The 19,226-nt window shown below is 39.4% G+C and carries 19 protein-coding genes and 1 tRNA gene; 12 read left to right on the forward strand and 8 right to left on the reverse strand.

What is annotated here, in order from left to right:
• Positions 1-21 precede the first annotated feature (21 nt).
• From MS6x_RS08855 to rseP, 3 genes are all read right to left on the reverse strand, one after another.
• Positions 22-1,035: an Ig-like domain-containing protein gene (locus tag MS6x_RS08855; protein WP_482606917.1), complete on the reverse strand. Its 1,014-nt coding sequence runs from the start codon at positions 1,033-1,035 to the stop codon at positions 22-24.
• A gap of 415 nt (positions 1,036-1,450) precedes the next feature.
• Positions 1,451-1,524 (reverse strand) — tRNA-Asn (locus tag MS6x_RS08860).
• 80 nt (positions 1,525-1,604) lie between these two features.
• A complete protein-coding gene (gene rseP / locus MS6x_RS08865) occupies positions 1,605-2,960 on the reverse strand; it encodes an RIP metalloprotease RseP (RefSeq protein ID WP_482606918.1) in 1,356 nt (451 codons plus the stop codon).
• 162 nt (positions 2,961-3,122) lie between these two features.
• On the opposite strand from rseP, the gene MS6x_RS08870 reads away from it, so the two are divergent.
• From MS6x_RS08870 to MS6x_RS08915, 10 genes are all read left to right on the forward strand, one after another.
• On the forward strand, positions 3,123-3,797 hold the full coding sequence (locus tag MS6x_RS08870) for an SCO family protein (RefSeq protein WP_482606919.1): 675 nt from the start codon (positions 3,123-3,125) through the stop codon (positions 3,795-3,797).
• Positions 3,797-4,321 carry a DinB family protein gene (locus MS6x_RS08875; protein ID WP_482606920.1) on the forward strand — a complete coding sequence of 175 codons (525 nt, stop codon included), beginning with the start codon at positions 3,797-3,799 and terminating at the stop codon, positions 4,319-4,321. The genes MS6x_RS08870 and MS6x_RS08875 overlap by 1 nt, the downstream gene beginning before the upstream one ends.
• Positions 4,322-4,471: 150 nt before the next feature.
• On the forward strand, positions 4,472-4,717 hold the full coding sequence (locus MS6x_RS08880; RefSeq protein WP_482606921.1) for a FeoA family protein: 246 nt from the start codon (positions 4,472-4,474) through the stop codon (positions 4,715-4,717).
• Positions 4,714-6,951 carry a ferrous iron transport protein B gene (gene feoB, locus MS6x_RS08885; RefSeq protein WP_482606922.1) on the forward strand — a complete coding sequence of 746 codons (2,238 nt, stop codon included), beginning with the start codon at positions 4,714-4,716 and terminating at the stop codon, positions 6,949-6,951. The genes MS6x_RS08880 and feoB overlap by 4 nt, the downstream gene beginning before the upstream one ends.
• Before the next feature lie 4 nt (positions 6,952-6,955).
• Positions 6,956-7,105, forward strand: a complete 150-nt coding sequence (locus MS6x_RS08890) for a hypothetical protein (RefSeq protein WP_482606923.1) — start codon at positions 6,956-6,958, stop codon at positions 7,103-7,105.
• Between the two features lie 185 nt (positions 7,106-7,290).
• On the forward strand, positions 7,291-8,829 hold the full coding sequence (locus MS6x_RS08895; protein WP_482606924.1) for a carboxypeptidase-like regulatory domain-containing protein: 1,539 nt from the start codon (positions 7,291-7,293) through the stop codon (positions 8,827-8,829).
• Positions 8,830-9,043: 214 nt separating this feature from the next.
• Positions 9,044-9,568: an RNA polymerase sigma factor gene (locus tag MS6x_RS08900; protein WP_482606925.1), complete on the forward strand. Its 525-nt coding sequence runs from the start codon at positions 9,044-9,046 to the stop codon at positions 9,566-9,568.
• Between the two features lie 3 nt (positions 9,569-9,571).
• The gene (locus MS6x_RS08905) at positions 9,572-10,360 is read left to right on the forward strand and encodes a HEAT repeat domain-containing protein (protein WP_482606926.1); all 789 of its coding nucleotides are present in this window, start codon (positions 9,572-9,574) and stop codon (positions 10,358-10,360) included.
• 43 nt (positions 10,361-10,403) lie between these two features.
• A complete protein-coding gene (locus tag MS6x_RS08910) occupies positions 10,404-11,156 on the forward strand; it encodes a DUF4097 family beta strand repeat-containing protein (RefSeq protein WP_482606927.1) in 753 nt (250 codons plus the stop codon).
• A gap of 44 nt (positions 11,157-11,200) precedes the next feature.
• Positions 11,201-11,914, forward strand: coding sequence for a DUF4097 family beta strand repeat-containing protein (locus MS6x_RS08915; protein ID WP_482606928.1), 714 nt, complete (start codon positions 11,201-11,203; stop codon positions 11,912-11,914).
• On the opposite strand, the gene MS6x_RS08920 is transcribed toward MS6x_RS08915, so the two are convergent.
• The 4 genes from MS6x_RS08920 to MS6x_RS08935 form a co-directional block, all read right to left on the reverse strand.
• Positions 11,911-12,297, reverse strand: a complete 387-nt coding sequence (locus MS6x_RS08920; RefSeq protein WP_482606929.1) for a DUF423 domain-containing protein — start codon at positions 12,295-12,297, stop codon at positions 11,911-11,913. The two genes, MS6x_RS08915 and MS6x_RS08920, sit on opposite strands and share 4 nt — an antisense overlap.
• A 134-nt stretch (positions 12,298-12,431) precedes the next feature.
• Positions 12,432-12,851: a DUF2141 domain-containing protein gene (locus tag MS6x_RS08925; protein WP_482606930.1), complete on the reverse strand. Its 420-nt coding sequence runs from the start codon at positions 12,849-12,851 to the stop codon at positions 12,432-12,434.
• Positions 12,852-12,945: 94 nt separating this feature from the next.
• A complete protein-coding gene (locus tag MS6x_RS08930; protein ID WP_482606931.1) occupies positions 12,946-13,389 on the reverse strand; it encodes a hypothetical protein in 444 nt (147 codons plus the stop codon).
• Between the two features lie 192 nt (positions 13,390-13,581).
• Entirely contained in the window at positions 13,582-14,244 is a 663-nt protein-coding gene (locus tag MS6x_RS08935; protein WP_482606932.1) for a metal-dependent transcriptional regulator, read from the reverse strand.
• A gap of 181 nt (positions 14,245-14,425) precedes the next feature.
• Between MS6x_RS08935 and MS6x_RS08940 the strand changes: the two genes are divergently transcribed.
• A complete protein-coding gene (locus MS6x_RS08940; RefSeq protein ID WP_482606933.1) occupies positions 14,426-16,870 on the forward strand; it encodes a hypothetical protein in 2,445 nt (814 codons plus the stop codon).
• 197 nt (positions 16,871-17,067) lie between these two features.
• Positions 17,068-18,216: a lycopene cyclase family protein gene (locus MS6x_RS08945; RefSeq protein WP_482606934.1), complete on the forward strand. Its 1,149-nt coding sequence runs from the start codon at positions 17,068-17,070 to the stop codon at positions 18,214-18,216.
• Here MS6x_RS08945 and MS6x_RS08950 read toward each other — a convergent pair.
• On the reverse strand, positions 18,213-19,187 hold the full coding sequence (locus tag MS6x_RS08950) for a polyprenyl synthetase family protein (RefSeq protein ID WP_482606935.1): 975 nt from the start codon (positions 19,185-19,187) through the stop codon (positions 18,213-18,215). The two genes, MS6x_RS08945 and MS6x_RS08950, sit on opposite strands and share 4 nt — an antisense overlap.
• Positions 19,188-19,226: the final 39 nt, after the last annotated feature.

The raw sequence follows: 19,226 nt of genomic DNA on the forward strand, positions 1-19,226 counted from the left end.
AAAAAATGTACAAGCACTATATTAATTGGGTTTAACCCGATAGGTAATACGCCTATTGGTGATAATAGTGGCGCTAATATCTAAGTTTACCATAGCGGTATCGCAAAGGACACTGCGATCATACATAAGAATACTACAGAAAGAGGCAAAATTACGGCCCCCATTATCCAATTGACGACCTACAGTTATATCAGTGGCCAGCCCTGCATTCAAAGGAGAGAAAGGAGGGGCCATTGGAAAGGTGGTTACCGTGCCATTGGCATCATAGACCACTTCCCCAGTAACTTCATTATAAATTACCGAATAGGAGTTATTGCCCGCTAAAAAAGGACCAAGATTTTGTGTGTAGGTTTGCTGTGCGCCGGTATCACCACGAATAACAGTTATAGACACGCCCAAATCATTAGGCCTTTCATGATAAAGTCTAAAATTACCACCTTCTATTAAGCTCGCCTGACTTTCTTGATCTCGGTACTCAAATGCAATTTCAAAACTGGTAAAATTAAAAATGCCCCCTGAATTGGGTATAATGAAATCGAGACCTACATTTCCACCTGTGGACCCGCTAGGTATATGTAACCCGCATTCTATGGGTACCGCATTGGGGTTTATTCCCGTAGCATTTGGCCCAACCGTTGCATCGGTAAGCGTAGGGGTATCAAAATCGAATTGTGAAATTAACTCGCTTGGCAGACCGTTATCACAAACTTGATAGGTAAACGAATCCGTGCCAATAAAATTGGTGTTTGGGGTATAGGTAAAGCTTCCATCGGTATTTAAAATCAAGTTGCCTGAACTCACGTCGGTTATTGGGGTCGTACGAACTTGTAAACTTGCGTTACCATCAACATCGGAATCATTGGCCAAAATGCCATTTGTGGCAGTGATGGTTCTTGTCACATTGTAACCTACCCTATACGTATCATCGGTGGCAATTGGAGCTGAATTTTGAGCATAACTAATGAGGCTGTTCAATAGTAAAACTATAACAGTCAGCATCTGTAGGGATATGTTAGTTTTCAATAGTTGCTTCATTCCACGCTAAAGGTAGTATATCAAAAAGAGGTCGCCATTAAATTGTTGTGAACGCTACGAAAAGTGATGTTAACCCAGGCCAGTGGTATCTTGAGATCTTTTGACATCTAAAAGACACCCTGTTTTTTATCTTAGGTTGTGCTTCCATTTAAGCAACTTTTAAGGTTGAGCATTTACTCAATGAAAAAGAAGTATGTGAGTTTACTAAAGTTTTAAAATTATGGATGACACCGTTTGCTAACCCTTAAATTCATTATGCGCACTAAAGCGCACCAACCATTTAGACAAAATCAGTTCAGCGTCAAATTTTAATCTTTTGCGAAATACCGATACCGATAAACTGTCTTCTACCAAAGGGTAGTTCACAGGAACCTACCAAAAACAAAAAAGCCGATCTAACGATCGGCTTTTGATGCTCCCCCTCTTGGGCTCGAACCAAGGACCCTCTGATTAACAGTCAGATGCTCTAACCAACTGAGCTAAGGAGGAAAATAACCCGCTTTAATCACTCAAAGCGGCTGCAAATATAATCGTTTTTTCAAATACGCCAAACAATTAAAAGTCATTTTCTATTTAAATATCATTTTATAAAGGTCATTGCCATTAGCGAACAATAACAAGGCAATCAATAAGAAGAATCCTATCATTTGTGCGTTCTCCAAAAATTTATCGCTAGGCTTTCTTCCCGTAATCATTTCGTACAGTAAAAAAGTAACATGTCCCCCGTCTAACGCCGGTATGGGGAGGATATTCATGAAAGCCAGAATAATGGAAATAAACGCTGTAGCACTCCAAAAGCCGGGCCAGTTCCACGTATCCGGGAACAACCCACCAATAGCTGCAAAACCACCTACCCCTTTGTATGCGCCTGTAGAAGGATTGAATATCTTCTTCATCTGCCCTACATAATTGGAAAGCGTAGAAACCCCCTTGTCTATACCTGCGGGAATCGACTCTAGAAAAGAATAGTTTACCTTTTCAATCTTAAGGAGTCCCTTTTCCTGCATAGCCTCAAAACTTAACACGCCAGGACGAACTCCGATGGTTGCCGTGTCGCTTATCATTACTGGGATCTGCATACGGGTATCCCCATCGCGCACAATGGTTAAATCTACTTTTTGCGATTTGTAATTTTCAAGAATCGACTTAGCTTCATCGAAATAGGAAATGCTCGTGCCACCAATGGCTACGACCTCATCTTCGGGCAGTAGTCCAGCATCCTTGTTTTCAGAGTCGGGCGACACCTCTCCGATCACAAAGGGAAACCTGTAAGAAATAAACCGCATTTTATCCTCATCCTCGATTAGCGTTGCAATAAAATCTACCGGTATCTCTTGTTCAAACGTGCGACCATCCCGGAGAACGGTCATGGTATTGCCCGTTACCAGTTCGGGAAGAATTTCCCCGAATTTTTTTATCTTTTCACCGTCTACCGCTAAAATTAAATCCCCGGTCTGTACGCCCAGTTTATCTCCAATGGTTTTCTCCGTCACCCAAAAACCATCCTTTAAACTATCTGCGGTCATATACTGGTCGCCGTAGGACCATGCCATGCCAATATATATAACGACTGCGAGAATAAAGTTCACGGTTACCCCGCCCAACATTATAATCAACCGTTGCCAGGTAGGCTTGCTACGAAACTCCCACTCTTTTGGTTCCTCTTTCATGGCTTCGGTATCCATGCTTTCATCTATCATTCCGGATATTTTCACATAACCGCCCAAGGGAAGCCAGCCGATACCGTACTCGGTACCACCAATCTTTTTCTTAAAGAGTGCAAATTTTACATCAAAAAAAAGGTAGAATTTCTCAACCCTTGTTTTAAATAGCTTTGCCGGTATAAAGTGACCAAGCTCGTGCAGCACGATAAGTAGGGAAAGACTTAAAAAGAATTGTATGATTTTTATAAAAATGGGATCCATTCTGTTGTAGTCAAAATTAAAAACGAACAAAAGTACATTTTTACGACCGCTTAAAAAAAGAAACCGATAACCGTTCTATTATTTTAAGAATAATTTGGCAGCGTTTAGTCGTATCTAACTTGAAAGAATCCCCTACCTGCCGTACCTTTACAACAAAAACAGATGCGCTCCTTTTTAAGTCAGTTTAAGTTGTTGGGGTTGGTACTTTTAGGTATCTCGGCAGTTATTGTTTATTTATTTTACAATGCACTTCAACCTAAAAAGATATTAAAAGTATATTCTCCAGCTATGGTGAACCAAGAGTTAGTGGCCCAAGAAATACAGCATGTTCGTAAATACCACACAATAGCCGATTTTTCCTTGACCAACCAAAACGGGGAGACCGTTACCCAAGATACGTACAAGGACAAAATTTATATTGCAGATTTCTTTTTTACCACCTGTCCTACCATTTGCCCTATTATGACCAAAAATATGGTGAGCGTACAAGAAAAAATCAAGAACGACCCTGAGGTGATGCTACTCTCCCATTCTGTAACCCCACAAATAGATTCTGTTGCCCAACTTAAGAGGTATGCACTTGAGAAAGGCGTAATAGATGCAAAATGGAACTTGGTTACCGGTGACAAAAAAGACATTTATGAACTTGCCAGAAAGTCTTATTTAGCGGTTAAAACAGATGGCGACGGAGGACCGTTTGATATGATACATACCGAGAACTTTATACTGGTAGATAAGCAAAAACGGATTAGGGGGTTTTATGATGGAACCAAAGAAGAGGATATTCAAAAACTCTTGGAAGATCTGTCCATATTAAAAAATAATAATGTGGACTGATGAAAATACACGATCACTTTATATGGATGACACTACTGCTCATAGGCCTTTGGAGCTGTGGTGAGCACCCCAAACCAGAACTTGAGCTTAAGTCTATCCTAGTAGAACAATTAAAAAATACCCATACAGACCAATCGTGGTTCGTACCCACCAAAAAAGCACTTGACGGACTTACCCTTGCACAAACCCAATGGAAAGATAGTACGGAGAATCATTCGATAGCGGAATTGGTTTCGCATTTGATTTTTTGGAACGAAATGAACCTAAAAGCATTTAAAGGTGAAGTAGTTACAGATTTTAGAGGAGAAAATAAGGAAACCTTTACCGTGTATAAAAACAAAGAGTGGGATACGCTGCGTTTAAAACTGGACAAGGTACAAACCGAATGGGAGCAGCTGACCACAAATGCAACGCAAGAGCAGCTGAGCGCTTGGGGTTCAGAGATTGCGAATATGGCGTCCCACACCGCTTATCACACAGGGCAAATCGTCTATATCAGGAAAAGAAATGGTTGGTGGGACTAACTAGCAACATTGAATTGTCGCATCCTAAAACGATACCTAACTATAAAATCCAACACTCCAAAATGCGACCTTCATTTTTCAATGTTTCCCTATTCACTTTAAAATATTTCCCTTATTTTTGCTCTTACTTAAAATCAATCTAAATAAAAATTGGAGTTTACCGTAGCACATCTTAGACGCGGACAGCGGGGAATTATAAAAGAATTTTCCGGAGATTTTATTCCCATAAAATTGCTGGAACTGGGCTGTTTACCGGGGAATGAGGTCGAATTGGTGCAAGTAGCTCCCCTTAACGACCCCATCTATATAAACGTAAACGGTTCGCATATTGCTATACGACGCGAAATGGCTTTTAAAATAGCCTTAGAACTCATTGACGAAAACCTAGTAGTATGAGCAAACAAATCAATGTAGCGCTCATTGGCAATCCCAATACAGGAAAAACATCGGTCTTTAACCAACTTACGGGACTCAACCAAAAAGTGGGAAACTACCCGGGCATAACGGTAGAGAAAAAGGAAGGCATTTGTAAGCTTCCAAGAGGCGTAAAAGCGCACATTTTGGATTTACCGGGAACCTATAGCCTCAACACCACGTCTTTGGACGAGAGTGTTGCTGTGGAATTACTGCTTAACAAAAACGACAAGGACCACCCAGATGTAGCCCTCGTCATAACAGATGTAGAAAACCTAAAGCGGAACCTGCTCTTATTTACCCAAATAAAAGATTTACGGATACCCACCATTCTGGTCATTAACATGGCCGATAGGATGTCGCGCAAAGGAATAAGCATAGACATTACACTCCTGGAAGAAAAGCTACAATCAAAAGTAGCCTTGGTAAGTACCCGAAAAGGGACAGGCATAGACAGACTTAAGGAGTTGATTATTGACTATAAAAGCCTATCCAAGAAACCAAATGTTGATATCAATGTTATAGCACCGGATTATTTTCAGAATTTAAAAAGTACGTTTCCGAACGAAGATCTTTATAAACTCTGGCTGGTGATTACACAGGACGTTAACTTTATGCCCGTTGAAAAGAAACTGATACAGGACACCTCAGCATTTAGCACCAAATCAAAATCGGAGCTTAAACGCCTGCAACAAAAAGAGACGATACTTAGGTATCAATTCATAAATGGCATCCTAAAACAAACCTATAGAGTAGATATCAACGCCGCAAAAGGGTTTAGGGCGAGTTTAGACAAAATCCTTACCCATAGGATCTTTGGCTATTTTATCTTTTTTATTATCCTATTAACCATCTTCCAAGCGATCTATGGATGGAGCGAATACCCTATGGAACTCATCGAAGGCTTTTTTGCATCGGCCACCGAATGGGTAAAAAACACACTTCCGGCAGGGGTTTTTACAAACTTGATTGCAGAGGGGATTCTTTCCGGTATTGGCGGGATCGTCATTTTTATTCCTCAAATTGCCTTTCTTTTTCTTTTTATCGCCCTGCTGGAAGAATCCGGATACATGAGCCGAGTCGTTTTTCTTATGGATCGCGTAATGCGCCCTTTTGGCCTTAGCGGTAAAAGTGTGGTGCCACTTATTTCGGGTACCGCATGTGCTATTCCTGCGGTGATGGCAACACGAACCATAGAGAATTGGAAAGAACGCCTCATCACCATATTGGTAACACCATTTACCACTTGTGCGGCCAGGCTTCCGGTATACCTGATCATCATTGCCCTTGTAATTCCAGAGGGGACATTTTTAGGACTAAGCTACAAGGCATTGACACTTATGCTGCTCTACCTAATAGGCTTTGGAACTGCCATACTTGCTGCAGTAATCCTCAACAAAATCCTAAAGATAAAAAGCAGGTCTTTCTTTGTGGTAGAAATGCCCAGCTATAAGTTACCGCTCTTAAAAAATGTGGGGTATACCGTTTTGGAAAAGACCAAAAGCTTTGTTTTTGGCGCCGGAAAGATTATTCTGGCGATTTCTATTGTATTATGGTTTTTGGGCTCCAATGGATTTTCGGAGGAATTCAAAAATGCGGAAAATATCGTGAGCCAAAGTGTTGCCGATAAGGGATTAAATCCCAATAGCGACACCTACGTTCAAAATAAGTTGGAAGAATATGCTAACGAATTAGCTGCTACAAATTCCCAATTAGGTAAACCACTGGCGCCTTCTGTATTTAGCGATTCGCTTGCCCGTAAAGAAGTGGAACTAAAAGAACGTGCACTTAACCAAGAAATAGCGAGTTATAAATTAGAACATTCCTATATGGGATATATGGGCAAGGGAATTGAACCCATTGTACGCCCGTTAGGTTATGATTGGAAAATTGGAATTGCCGTCTTAACCTCGTTTGCTGCTAGGGAAGTATTTGTTGGGACCTTGGCCACCATTTATAGTGTGGGCAGTGACGAAGATGAGACCATAAAATACAGAATGGCCGCTGAAATAAATCCGGTAACCCAAAAACCACTGTTTAATTTGGCATCGGGAATATCCCTTTTATTGTTTTATGCCTTTGCCATGCAATGTATGAGTACGTTAGCTGTCGTAAAACGCGAAACAAATTCTTGGAAATGGCCAGCAGGTCAACTAGTGTTCATGAGTATTTTCGCCTATATTGTAGCCTTAATCGCATACCAATTACTAAAATAAATCCATGGAGCTACTACAACAGGTTTTGGTTTACGTTACTGTCTTCTTGGCTGCTGCCTATCTGGCAACTAAATTCCTTATTCCCAAATCAGTTTTTAGCAACAAAAAATCCAGCTCTAAAAGTTGCGGACAGGACGATTGCGGCTGTCACTAATAATTCACTCACTTTTGAACATCGTATTCCGTTCGTAAGCTGTAACAGTTTTGCCATCTGTTCGTCTTTTTGGTGTATAAACCATGCTTTCGTTAAATAAAGAATAAATACCTCCTAAAGAAATCTAAAACCTGCTGCTTCTTTGGCGAGCTATTTGTTAGTTTGAAAATAATTAAGAACCACCCATGCAAAGAAAACTTATTCTTTTTAGCCTTATTTCTTTTCTGTTATCGACTATAAACACAAAAGCCCAGAGCCTTAGTTCTAGAATACTCGATAGCGTAACGCAAAAACCCATCCCTTATGCCACTGTTCAGCTAAAGAACAAAGGGGTAATCACAAACGAAGAGGGTCAATTTACATTTCTTTTGAACGAATCGATACAGGCGACCGACTCCCTGCTTATATCGAGTATCGGCTATGAATCCTTGGGCAAGCCAATTAGCGAATTTACCGAAAATGTGATTTTACTTAGCCCTAAGGCCATAGAATTAAGGGAGGTTATTGTGTCTAACAAGAATTTTACCGCAGAAGAAATTGTGGAGATAGCTCAGGAAAATCTTGAAAAAAATTATAGGAAGGAGCTCTCTAAAAAACGCTTATTTCTTAGGCAGTCCGATGAGAATAGGGTCCTTAAAACAGACTATAGCATTAAAGAATCTACTATTGACGCCTTAAATAAATCATTTTTGGACAGTGTATTGAGCACAGTACCAAAAAGTGATAGCTACTACTCTGAAATGTTGGGCGATTTCTATGGCAACCAAGAAGAAGGACAGCAGAAATTGAGCATAATCAAAGCATCCAAACTCTTTGATAAAAGTACGGAGATAGACTACGAGCAGCTAGAAAAGCGCTTTAACGATATCATCAAAAAGAATGTAAAAACAGATTCGTACTTTAAAGTGAAATCCGGTCTTATAGGTACTAAAGTAGAAGCAGAAGATTTTTATGATACAGATGAAGCTGCTATTGACACTACAGACGTAGCAGCGGTAAACAAACAACTGGAAGAAGCGAAAAAGAAAAAGGAAAGACAGAAAGAAAATTTTGCCAAATGGAAACGCTCCAGCCTTACCGACCTATACAATACACTACCGGTTTTTGAAGATACAGACTATAACGTAATATGGAAGCCAAACCGATACCACCTCACCTTAGAAGATTTTACCTATATAGGCGATAAGCCTCTATATGTAATTTCCTTTACCCCAAAAAGATCCGAGGAATATGAAGGCAAATTATACATAAACGCTGATGATTTTGCCTTGGTGAAAATGGAGTTCAAAAATGTGAAATCCATAAAAAACTTTAAGCTACTGGGAATCTCCTATAATGTGTACCTTAAAGAAGGCAGTATATTGTTCAACAAGTCTAATGACGGACTGTACGATTTACAATATCTAAATGTCTTATCGGCAGAGCGGTTTGGCTTTAAACGACCGGTGCAGATCATTGAAAAAAATAAAAATGTAAAAGGAAGAAGAAAACAGAACGAATTGCACCTAAAAATAGATGCAGCGTTCGGTGCCCGAAACCGATATGAAATTGTGGTTTTTGACGTTGAATCAATCAACAAGGAAACATTTACCAACTTCACCGAAAATAACGAAGTGCTTCCTACCTACATGGCCAACTACGATCCTGAATTCTGGAAAGGGTATACGATTATGGAGCCCAACACCGCTATCAAACAATTTACATCCGAGGTAAGCGCGAAATAAGAAACTCGTAACACCTGTAATAAAAGCCTATTTCATATTTACATCCCCCTATACAACTTAGGGGGACGTATCTATTTATACACCTCGAAATCATCTAGGCACTGGCATTGGGTAGCAAAAATCTGCTAGTATCATACAAATTTTTTATAGATACTTGTAACCTTTTGTACATTCCGGACTATATAGTATTGAACACCAACTAAAAGAGCTCCTTTTGAAGGAAATTACGAACGAGGAATTAATGGCAAACGTAGCCAAGGGCGACCTTGAATTGCTAAAGGTGCTTTTTGAAAGGCACCACATTCATGTATATAATTTTCTGTATAAAATGTGTGGAGATACAATGCTAAGCGAAGATCTTACGCAAGAGGTCTTTTATAAACTAATAAAATATAGAACCTCCTATAAAGGTGGAAATTTCATCTCTTGGATGTTCACGATAGCAAGAAATGGCTTGAAAACACATTTTAGAAAAAATAAGGAACAACATGACGATATAAGTAATGTAGCCTATAGGTTGACATTGGTAGAAGAGGAAAACCCGAGCGATTACTCCGACCTACAAAAAGCCTTGTCTGCCTTACCTTCTTCGGATCGAGAGCTAATCATATTGCATCGTTTTCACGGTGCTAAATATCAGGAAATAGCAGAAATAGTAGGTAGCACCCCTGGCGCTATAAAAACAAAGATGAGCAGGGCAATTCAAAAATTGAAAACAGTATATCTTAAAACCGTATAAACCATGCAACACGTAACCAACATACTACATGACTATTTGGACGATACGCTGGGTAAAGAGGAGCATGCCAAGGTAGCTTCCCATTTAAAAACCTGTGCCGAATGCCAAGAAGAACTTGAGCAATTGCAAGCACTTTTTGGGGCATTTGAAACAGAAGCTGTAGAACTGCCCTCTAAAAAAGTAAAAGAAACTTTTCTTGAGGCCTTAGCGGAGGAACAGCGTAAAACGCCAAGGTTGAAACCTTTACGATATACCAAACAGAAAGGGAAGACAGGTTATTCCTATTTCCTAAAGATAGCGGCAAGCGTTGCACTGCTTGCAGGAGCTTTTGCATTGGGCAGGTATGCAAATACGAAACAAGCCAATGATGCCCTGGTCGTACAGCAAAACAAAACTATGGAAGTACAACAAACCGCAATGATATCCTTGCTGGAAAATCAATCGGCAAGTAAGCGTATACAAGGGGCAAACCTCATTACAGCATTTGAAGAACCGGATGAAGAAATAATAAATGCCCTAGCCGATAGAATGTTCTTGGACGAAAACACCAATGTACGCCTAACGGCTGTGGAAGCACTTGCTGTTTTTGCACATTCAGAAACCGTGAAAACCGCATTTATAAAAGCCCTGGCAACCGAAAAAGATCCTAGTGTACAAATAGCCCTAATTCAAAATTTGGTTCGTATACAAGCAAGCAAAGCAGCAGGGCCATTGAAACGCCTATTACAACTAGAGGAAACACAGCCTTTTGTAAAAGAAGAAATCAACCGGGTATTGCCCGAATTAATCTAAGTATCAAATAAATAATTACAAACACATCAAAAAACAAACAATCATGAAACAAATTACAGTCATCCTTTTCGCCTTTTTTCTTACCTGGCATATGCAAGCACAATCCGATTACTCCAAATCACTTGAAGGTATAGAATGGGTGAAAATAGAATCCAAATCAAGTTTAACCGTACAAACGCACGACGAAAACGACATACGTATTGTTTTAAAAAATCCTAAAACGATCCCAGAAAAAGCAAAGGGCTTGCGACTCTTGGGAGATGCGGGAGAAGACAATACCAGTGTGGGCTTCAATGTTACGGTCTCTGGAAACAACCTCATTGTAAAAAATGTTCGTAAATCGGGCGAGGCCATTTTATACTTGCCAAAATCACAGAATATCTCGGTTACGAATACTTGGGGCGGAACAACAACCATAACAGGTTTCAGCGGCGAGGTAGAAGCCAATTCCAATCTTAATGGAGCACTGGTGTTAAGCAATCTTACGGGTGCCGTAACCGCCTACTCCCTAAATCATGGCATAACTGTAACCTTTGAAGAAATTAACCAAAACGCTCCCATAGATATTCGTACTACAAATGGAGAAATAGATGTTACGCTTCCAGCGAAAACGAATGCCAACCTAGCACTTAGCTCTTGGAACGGGGATATCTATTCCAATTTCGAAATCGAAAGAAAACAGAAAGAAGGCTTGATATCTTTCTCTGACCGGGATATAAAAGGAAGCATAAACAGCGGTGGGGTAGCTATCAAGTTAAAATCTACCAATGGCACCATTTATCTTAGAAAACAATAAATCCACATCAGAAAATTAAATTCATCATCAAAAAACGAACAATCATGAAAAAACAGATACTTATCGCACTGTTAAGCCTCATTGCAATGGCGAGCAATGCACAAAAAATAATCGAGAAAAATATAGATTATAAGGACCAGTATATAGTTATGGAGGTGAAATTTGCATCGGACATCAAAGTTGCTACTTGGGACAAAAACCAAGTCTATTTTAAGGCAGACATTAGCACTAAAGATGGAAAATTTCAAGACTCCTACGAAGTAAAGATTGAAGAAACCTCGAATAAAATCAGTATTGTTTCTGAACCGGAAGCGGTATTTAAAAAGTTCCAAGAGGAATGGAACAACAATAATCCGAACAAGAAAAAAAGATACTACAATACCGGTGACTGGTATGATTTCACCTATACCCTATATGTGCCCAAGAATGCTACATTTAAAATAAGCAGTATCAACGGCGACCTTTCCTCCGATAGTATTGAAGGTGATTTTACCGCGGATCTCATCAATGGAAACATAAGCATTAAAGCATATGAGGGGACGTTGAACCTAACAACAATAAACGGCGAAATAGATTTACGAATGGACAATACCAGCATCGTAGCCGAAACTATTCACGGAGATATTTATGCGGATAAAAAACTACAGTTTAATTTTAAGAATCGTCATGTTGGTCAGGAAATATCAGGTACCGTGGCAGAAGGGAAAAACACTTTACGGCTCAATACCATTAACGGGAACATGTACTTAAGGTATTAGAAATAATTCTGAATAAAAGAATACAACAGCATGGCCCAACCTACAACTAAGAAAAGGCCACCCAAGGGAGTAACTGGACCTAAAAATTTCCACTTACTCCCTTTTGCTCCACTAATGCAAAGGCCATAAATACTAAAAGAGAACAAAAAGGTTCCCAAAATAAAACAATACACCATGTATTTTTCTAAGGAGGTATCCAAATTCATATTGAAGCTGAGCATCAATAGCACCAAGGCATGGTACATTTGATATTTTACACCGGTCTCAAAACTGGACAACTGCTCTACCGTCATTATTTTCTTTAAGGCATGTGCTCCAAAAGCCCCGAATATAATTGCGGTCATTCCAAAAAGTGCGCCGATAAATTGTGCCAATAGAACCATCTTTCTTTTTCTTCAAATATACACTATCACCCCAAAACGGTCATAAATACAAACCCCCATTTGTTGGGTATGCCAAAAACAAATAACTAAACTCCTGGTAGGCTTACCACATCCAAGCCTTTCGCAACACCATTTTATTCAAAGGGAATGGTGATTTCGGTATCTTTTTTAATCTTAAAAGCGCATTCACTAAATTTTGGGGGACCAAAGGTTTTCATTTTTGCATTGGAAAACGCAACAGGTTCCTTTGGTATACCTAAGAAGTTGGTATCGAGTTTTCCATTCCCGTTTTTATCATGGAAAACGGCTACCGCATAGTCACCATCGGGGATATCTTCAACGATGAGCGTTGTAATACCTTTCACCGCCTTTGAAGAAACCGCCTTAAACACTTTATCAAACTTTAAAAAAGATTTTTGATCGGTATAGAGGGCGGCACTTACCTTTCCCTCGGCAGATGTAACTCCTTTAATTTCCATACGCAAGGTATGCTGGGCGGCGCCAGCCCCAACTGTTAACACGGCAATAATCATAAGCAAATTCTTTAATTTCATAGTACAAATTTAAATCCAATATAGCAATTAGTATACCAGATACAGGCAATCTTTTACAATTAATGATTTAGATAAAAGCCAAGGAATTTTGACTTCAATTGGGTGCTTCCAAACTGGTGCCAAGCGCAGGAACTAGACTGTTGTATAAATTCAACGTTTTAACCGAGTCTGCTAAGTTCAGGTATAACTTCACTGAATCTCGGTACACCAATTTTATTTTTTGTTGGGAAATATTATCTACAAAAACATATACTTTTTTGTCTGTTAGCGAGTCTTTAAATTCCCTAAAAACACCTTTTTCCTTTTCCAATGCAGAAAAACCATTTAACCGTTGCATAGGTGGCAATCGCGCTACAAAAACCACACTGTCCAGGTCCTTATAATTTACCGTTTGACTGTAAAAACCTGACTTTACCTGTATCTGATTCGCTTTTACGCTCACCCAATTTTTATAATGCATAACCAAGGCCCATGCGCATACGGTAACCGTTAAGATCACTAGCAAATTCCAAATCCAATGTCGTTTTTTGTTGTTCATTAGCACATTCTTTTGTGACAACCCTTTTGCTCAGAAACGTTCCACGTTCCTATTTGTTCGTTCCCAGTTGTTGTCACTTACTTTAAATAACTTATTTCGGCGTAAAATAGTACGTGCACTCGAATAGATTCTGAGATATCCCAATTGTTAGGGGCGCAAATTTCCAACCATAAGAAAAATTCCCCGTGGTTGTTATTCATCTTCCATGACTTCCAAAAACAGATTAGAAGCAATTTGGTCCGATATCTGAATTTCCTTATGATTGATTGCTATTTTCATAGAACCATCAAACTCTTCTCGTTCCAATACGTAAATCGTGTCTCCCAATGCAATTCCTTTCTTCTCCAAAAACTTTAAAAACCCGGTCGATGTATCATGTACACCAACACATATGCCTTTCATTTCCGGCGCTAGTTCATTTAGTAGTTTTTTGACTATTCTTTTGAATTTCCCATCCTTGTACGGAATGGATTGCCCAAAAAAGCCCCTTCTTGGGCTCCCTAAATACGCATCCAGTTTATCTAAAAGCTGTCCACCGTTTACATGTTTTAATTGTTCTGCCAATTCTGCTACTTCCTCCTTGGCAACATTCAACTTCTCCCCAAGAAACACCTCCCATAAGTGTTGTCTTCGAATAACGGATAAGGCACAAAGACTGCCGGCTTCCGTTAAGGAAACGCCCTTATATTTTTTGTAGGTTATAAGATTCTTAGCGGAAAGCTTTTTAACCATATCTGTAACAGAGGAAGGTTTGGTGTCCATTTTACCGGCAATCGCATTGGTCGAAATAGAAGCCTTCCTGTCCTTTCCTAAATGATATATCGCTTTTATATAGTCTTCCTCTGCGGGGGTCATAATACGAAATATTTTTGGCTAAAATACAAGCTTATTAGCGAAGTTGGACTCAAATACATAATAGAACGAACTATTTAAACGAGAGATATAAAATAGAATTTTTCGTAGATTGATGCTCAAATGAATTGCCGATCAAGGTGCCGAAACGAACAAAGAACCCTTTCGACTATAAAATCTATCAATGAGAAAAATAATAGTAGTACTTTTTTTAATCAATTTGGTCTTATTTTCCTGTTCCGACCAAACAGACAAAACAATCATAACATTGGCTACCCCTTCCTTAAAAATCGCTTTAAACGATAAAGGAGAATTCACAGAATTTACAGATGTAAAAAGAGAGAAAAATTATATTCTTAAAGATAGCTTGGTTCCCCTCTTGTCCATTAGGGTAGCAAATATGATTATAGCCCCAAAACATGCAAAAGCTATAGATGGCGGCATCATTTTAGATTTTGACAACGATATTAGCGCTACCGTTGAAATAACCCAAAAAGAAACACATCTTACATTTGAACTACAATCCATAACAAACATGGATAGCGTTGAACTAATTGTTTGGGGGCCATACCTTACGTCCATTGAAAAAACGATTAGCGAAACCGTTGGTGTAGTACGTGATGACGTTTTTGCCTTTGGCATTCAATCCTTGAATATCAAGACCCTAGGAGGGTTTCCTTGGAACGAAAGCGATCGCATGCCCGCTTTTGATATTTTCAAAGAAGAGAATCCCAACGATATGCACCCAAAATCTGACGGTAGCGTATTATATAGGGTTGAAGCGGCCATGCCTATAAAAAACGGGAGCAGTCTACAAGCCTATACCAGAAATAGAAGCAAAGAAAGGATTTATTCGGATGTTGGCCATGAAAAGATTATTGCACCTCCATACGACGACGGCGGTATCATAGGTTCTAAAATAGCGTTATTTGGCAGCGATGAAGCGGCCACCCTAGAAACCATAGGTGCCATTGAATTAGCGGAAGGACTACCGCATCCTGAGATAGATGGCGAATGGGTAAAAACCAACCGCAATGCCGCAGCAGCATACCTCATCACTTCATTTACAGAAACTACTATCGATGATGCGCTGGCATTGACTAAAAAAGCAGGCTTGGAATACCTATATCACTATGGTAAAACATTTGAGAGCTGGGGCCATTTTGAATTGTACAAAGAAGAGTTCCCAAACGGTATTGCCGGACTAAAAACCTGCGTGGAAAAAGCAGCAGCACAAGGCATAAAGTTAGGAACCCATTGTCTTTCTAATTTTGTGCATACCAACGACCCTTATGTTACTCCAGTGCCAGATAAAAGGCTTGCCAAAGTGGGTAGTTCAGTTATCCTTACCGATATTGATAAAAACGCTACCGAAATCCTCATTGCCTCGCCCGAGTATTTTAAACAAATGGAGAACAACAGTCTAAAAACGGTAATGTTAGGTGAAGAACTCATACGTTACGGAGGTATTTCAGAAACAGCTCCATGGCGCTTATTGGACTGCCAACGTGGGGCATTTGAGACCAAGGTGATGCCCCATAAAGCAGGTGATTCCATTTCCAAGCTATTGGACCATCCGTACAATGTGTTTTTAACCGATGCGGACCTAACTAAAGAAATGTCAATAACCTTGGCAGACCTGTACAACAAAACCGGATTACGGCAAATATCCTTTGATGGCCTAGAGGGCAATCGTTCTACGGGCTTAGGCACCTATGGGGAATCTTTAATGCCGTATACCTGGTATAATAACCTATCGGACGATTTAAAAAGCCACCTCATTATTGATGCCAGCCGAACCACACACTTTTTCTGGCACATTTATAGTCGTATGAATTGGGGAGAACCTTGGTATGCTGGTTTTCGTGAAAGTCAAGTCGAGTATCGCTTTAACAATCAAGCCTACTTTAAGCGAAATTTTATGCCCGGAATGTTGGGCTGGTTTAAAATGACCCCAGAAACAAGTATTGAAGACATGGAGTGGATGTTGGCCAGATCTGCCGGGTACGATGCTGGGTATGCCCTTGTGGCCGATTTAGAAATCGTAGCTGGAAATGCGAATTCAGATAAAATACTAGAGCTGATCGGAGATTGGGAAAAACTACGGATTTCAGATTCCTTTACCGAAGCGCAGAAAGAAGTAATGCGAGATAACACAAAAGAATTTTCAATTGAAAAAGTGGGTACTGACGAATGGAACTGGAAGGAGATACAATCAGAAATCTTTGAGCATACAAAAAAAGTCAGACAACCCGGAGAACCGCTATATTCAAAGTTTCAGTTCGATAATAAAGGAAAGGAGCAAACTGTAGATTTTAGTCTAACGGCAACCAATAGTAAAGTTACCGACATTGTCATAGAACTAAACAATTATAAGAAAATTGAAATTCCGTTTGCATTAAAAGAAGGACAAACCCTTTCCTATCGTAACGGTAACGAATTCATTTTATATAATGCTACTTGGAAAATAATAGATTCTGTAAAAGTAGATTTGTCAGATGCTATCCTAAGAACAGGAGAGAATACGATTACCCTGGATTGTGATTTTGATACCTCGAAAAAAGAAGCTAGCCTTAAACTAGAAATAAGAGCACATATACAAAACCAAAAAGTGGTTTTGAACCAATAGCGTCAGTTAATCGGTGGCGGGAAAATTAAATATTCCTAATTTGTAGTTGTATTCTAATATAAAGCTGAACTCTCTTTTAAAATACGAACAGTAATAGGAAACAAATTTTACTTTTCACCAAGATATAATACTTAGTTTTTCTATCTGATACGTATTAAATAACAGTAAAACCAACTATTAATCGCTATTTTTGATGGATGGCCGTATTACATTACGATTATATTATTGTTGGCGCCGGTGCAGCAGGTCTCATGTTACTAAACAGTATGATGGATGATGGTTTTTTTGCTGACAAGTCTATCCTAGTATTGGACAAAGATGTAAAACAAACCAATGACCGCACCTGGTGCTTTTGGGAAAAGGGAAAAGGACAGTTTGACGCCATTGTTCATAAAAAGTGGCACCATATTTACTTTGCAGGAAAGAAATTTGCAAAAAGGTATCCTATTGCGCCTTATTCCTATAAAATGATCCGTGGTATCGATTTTTACAATTCGATTCTCAACCGTATGGCAGGACACGATGGAATCACCTTTAAGCAAGCGCATGTTACTAATGTGGTGGATAACGGTACGCTCGTAAACATAACAACCACAAATGCTACATTTACCGGAAACAAGGTCTTTAATAGCTTGTTCAATTATAATATGGCAACGCACCAGACTACCTATCCTGTACTGCAACAACATTTTATAGGATGGTTCGTAAAGACGACCAAACCTGTTTTTGATGCCGATCAGGCTACCTATATGGATTTCTCCATACCACAAAAAGGGAATACCAGGTTTATGTACGTATTACCTACTTCCGAAAACGAAGCGCTTTTAGAATACACCTTGTTTTCGGAGCATTTATTGCCTAAAGCCGAGTATGAAACAGCAATCAAAGACTATTTGGAACATAATCTCGATTGTTCCGATTACGAAATAACGGATACCGAAATGGGAAGTATACCTATGACGGCCTATGACTTTAAAGAACACCATTCCAAAAACATGCGGTATATAGGTACCGCTGGTGGATGGGCAAAACCTAGCACCGGCTACACCTTTAGAAGTACAGCAAAAAAAACACCCAAATTGGTGGCACATATTAAATCCGGAAAACCGTTGGACAGTTTAAGCTATAAGAACAAATTCTGGTTTTACGACATGTTGTTTATAGACGTACTTTTTAAGGACAATGCCAAAGGTTATAATATTTTCGAAACCTTGTTCAAGAAAAGAACCCCGCAGCAAGTCTTTAAATTTTTGGACGAGGAAACCAATTTCGCAGAAGATGTAGGAAATATGATGGGAAGTCCAATACTACCGTTTATAAAAGCTTTGTTAAGGAGGGTTTTTTAAACCTTCCTGCGCATTAGATTCTCTCCAAAAACTTTTAGTAACTCCTTTTTATCCTCGGTAATCTTTAACCCTTCCAACACGGCAAAAGCCTTTTTGGTAAAAGCTTCGATTTCCTTTTTTGTTAATGCTGCCGAACCAGTTTCAACAAATAGGGCTTTAATGGTCTTGATTTTATCCGATGGGTCTTTTGGCTGGATGGAAAACAAATCAAAAAGCTCTTTGCGTTGCATTGGTGTTCCTTTTTCCAACGCTTTAAGGTATAAGAATGTTTTTTTGTTCTCAATGATATCACCACCCACTTGCTTTCCAAAGGTCTTGGGGTCACCAAAAGCATCTAAGTAATCGTCTTGGAGTTGAAAAGCGATTCCTAAATTACGTCCAAACTCATAAATACTGTTTTGGTCTTTTAATGAAGCATTGGCTACAATACCACCCATCTTTAAGGCAGCAGCAACTAAAACAGCTGTTTTGTATTCTATCATTTTTAGGTACTCCTCCTCGGTAACGTCTTCTCGTGTTTCAAAATCGACATCATATTGTTGCCCTTCGCACACTTCAAGCGCTGTTTTACTAAATAATTGAGCCAAATTTCGAAACGTATCCCCATCGTAATTCTCAAACAATTGATAGGCGTTAATAAGCATCGCATCGCCAGAAAGAATTCCTGTATTGATATCCCATTTTTCATGGACGGTGGCTTTTCCTCTTCGTAAAGGCGCATCATCCATAATATCATCATGAACCAGGGAAAAATTATGAAAAACTTCTACGGCCAACGCCGCATCCAAGGCTTTCTTATAGTCGGTTCCAAAAACCTCGGTAGCCATTAAAACCAATACAGGCCGTAAACGTTTGCCACCTAGTTCTAAAATATAGGTAATGGGGGCATATAGGTTTTTTGGTTCCTTAGTGCTGGTCTTGGACTCCAAATAAGAGATAAAATGGCTGCGATATTGTTCTATGGAATGCATAGCATGTTTTTTTCAAAAATACGTCCATTGTTACAAATA

Source organism: Maribacter sp. MS6 (assembly GCF_056839185.1).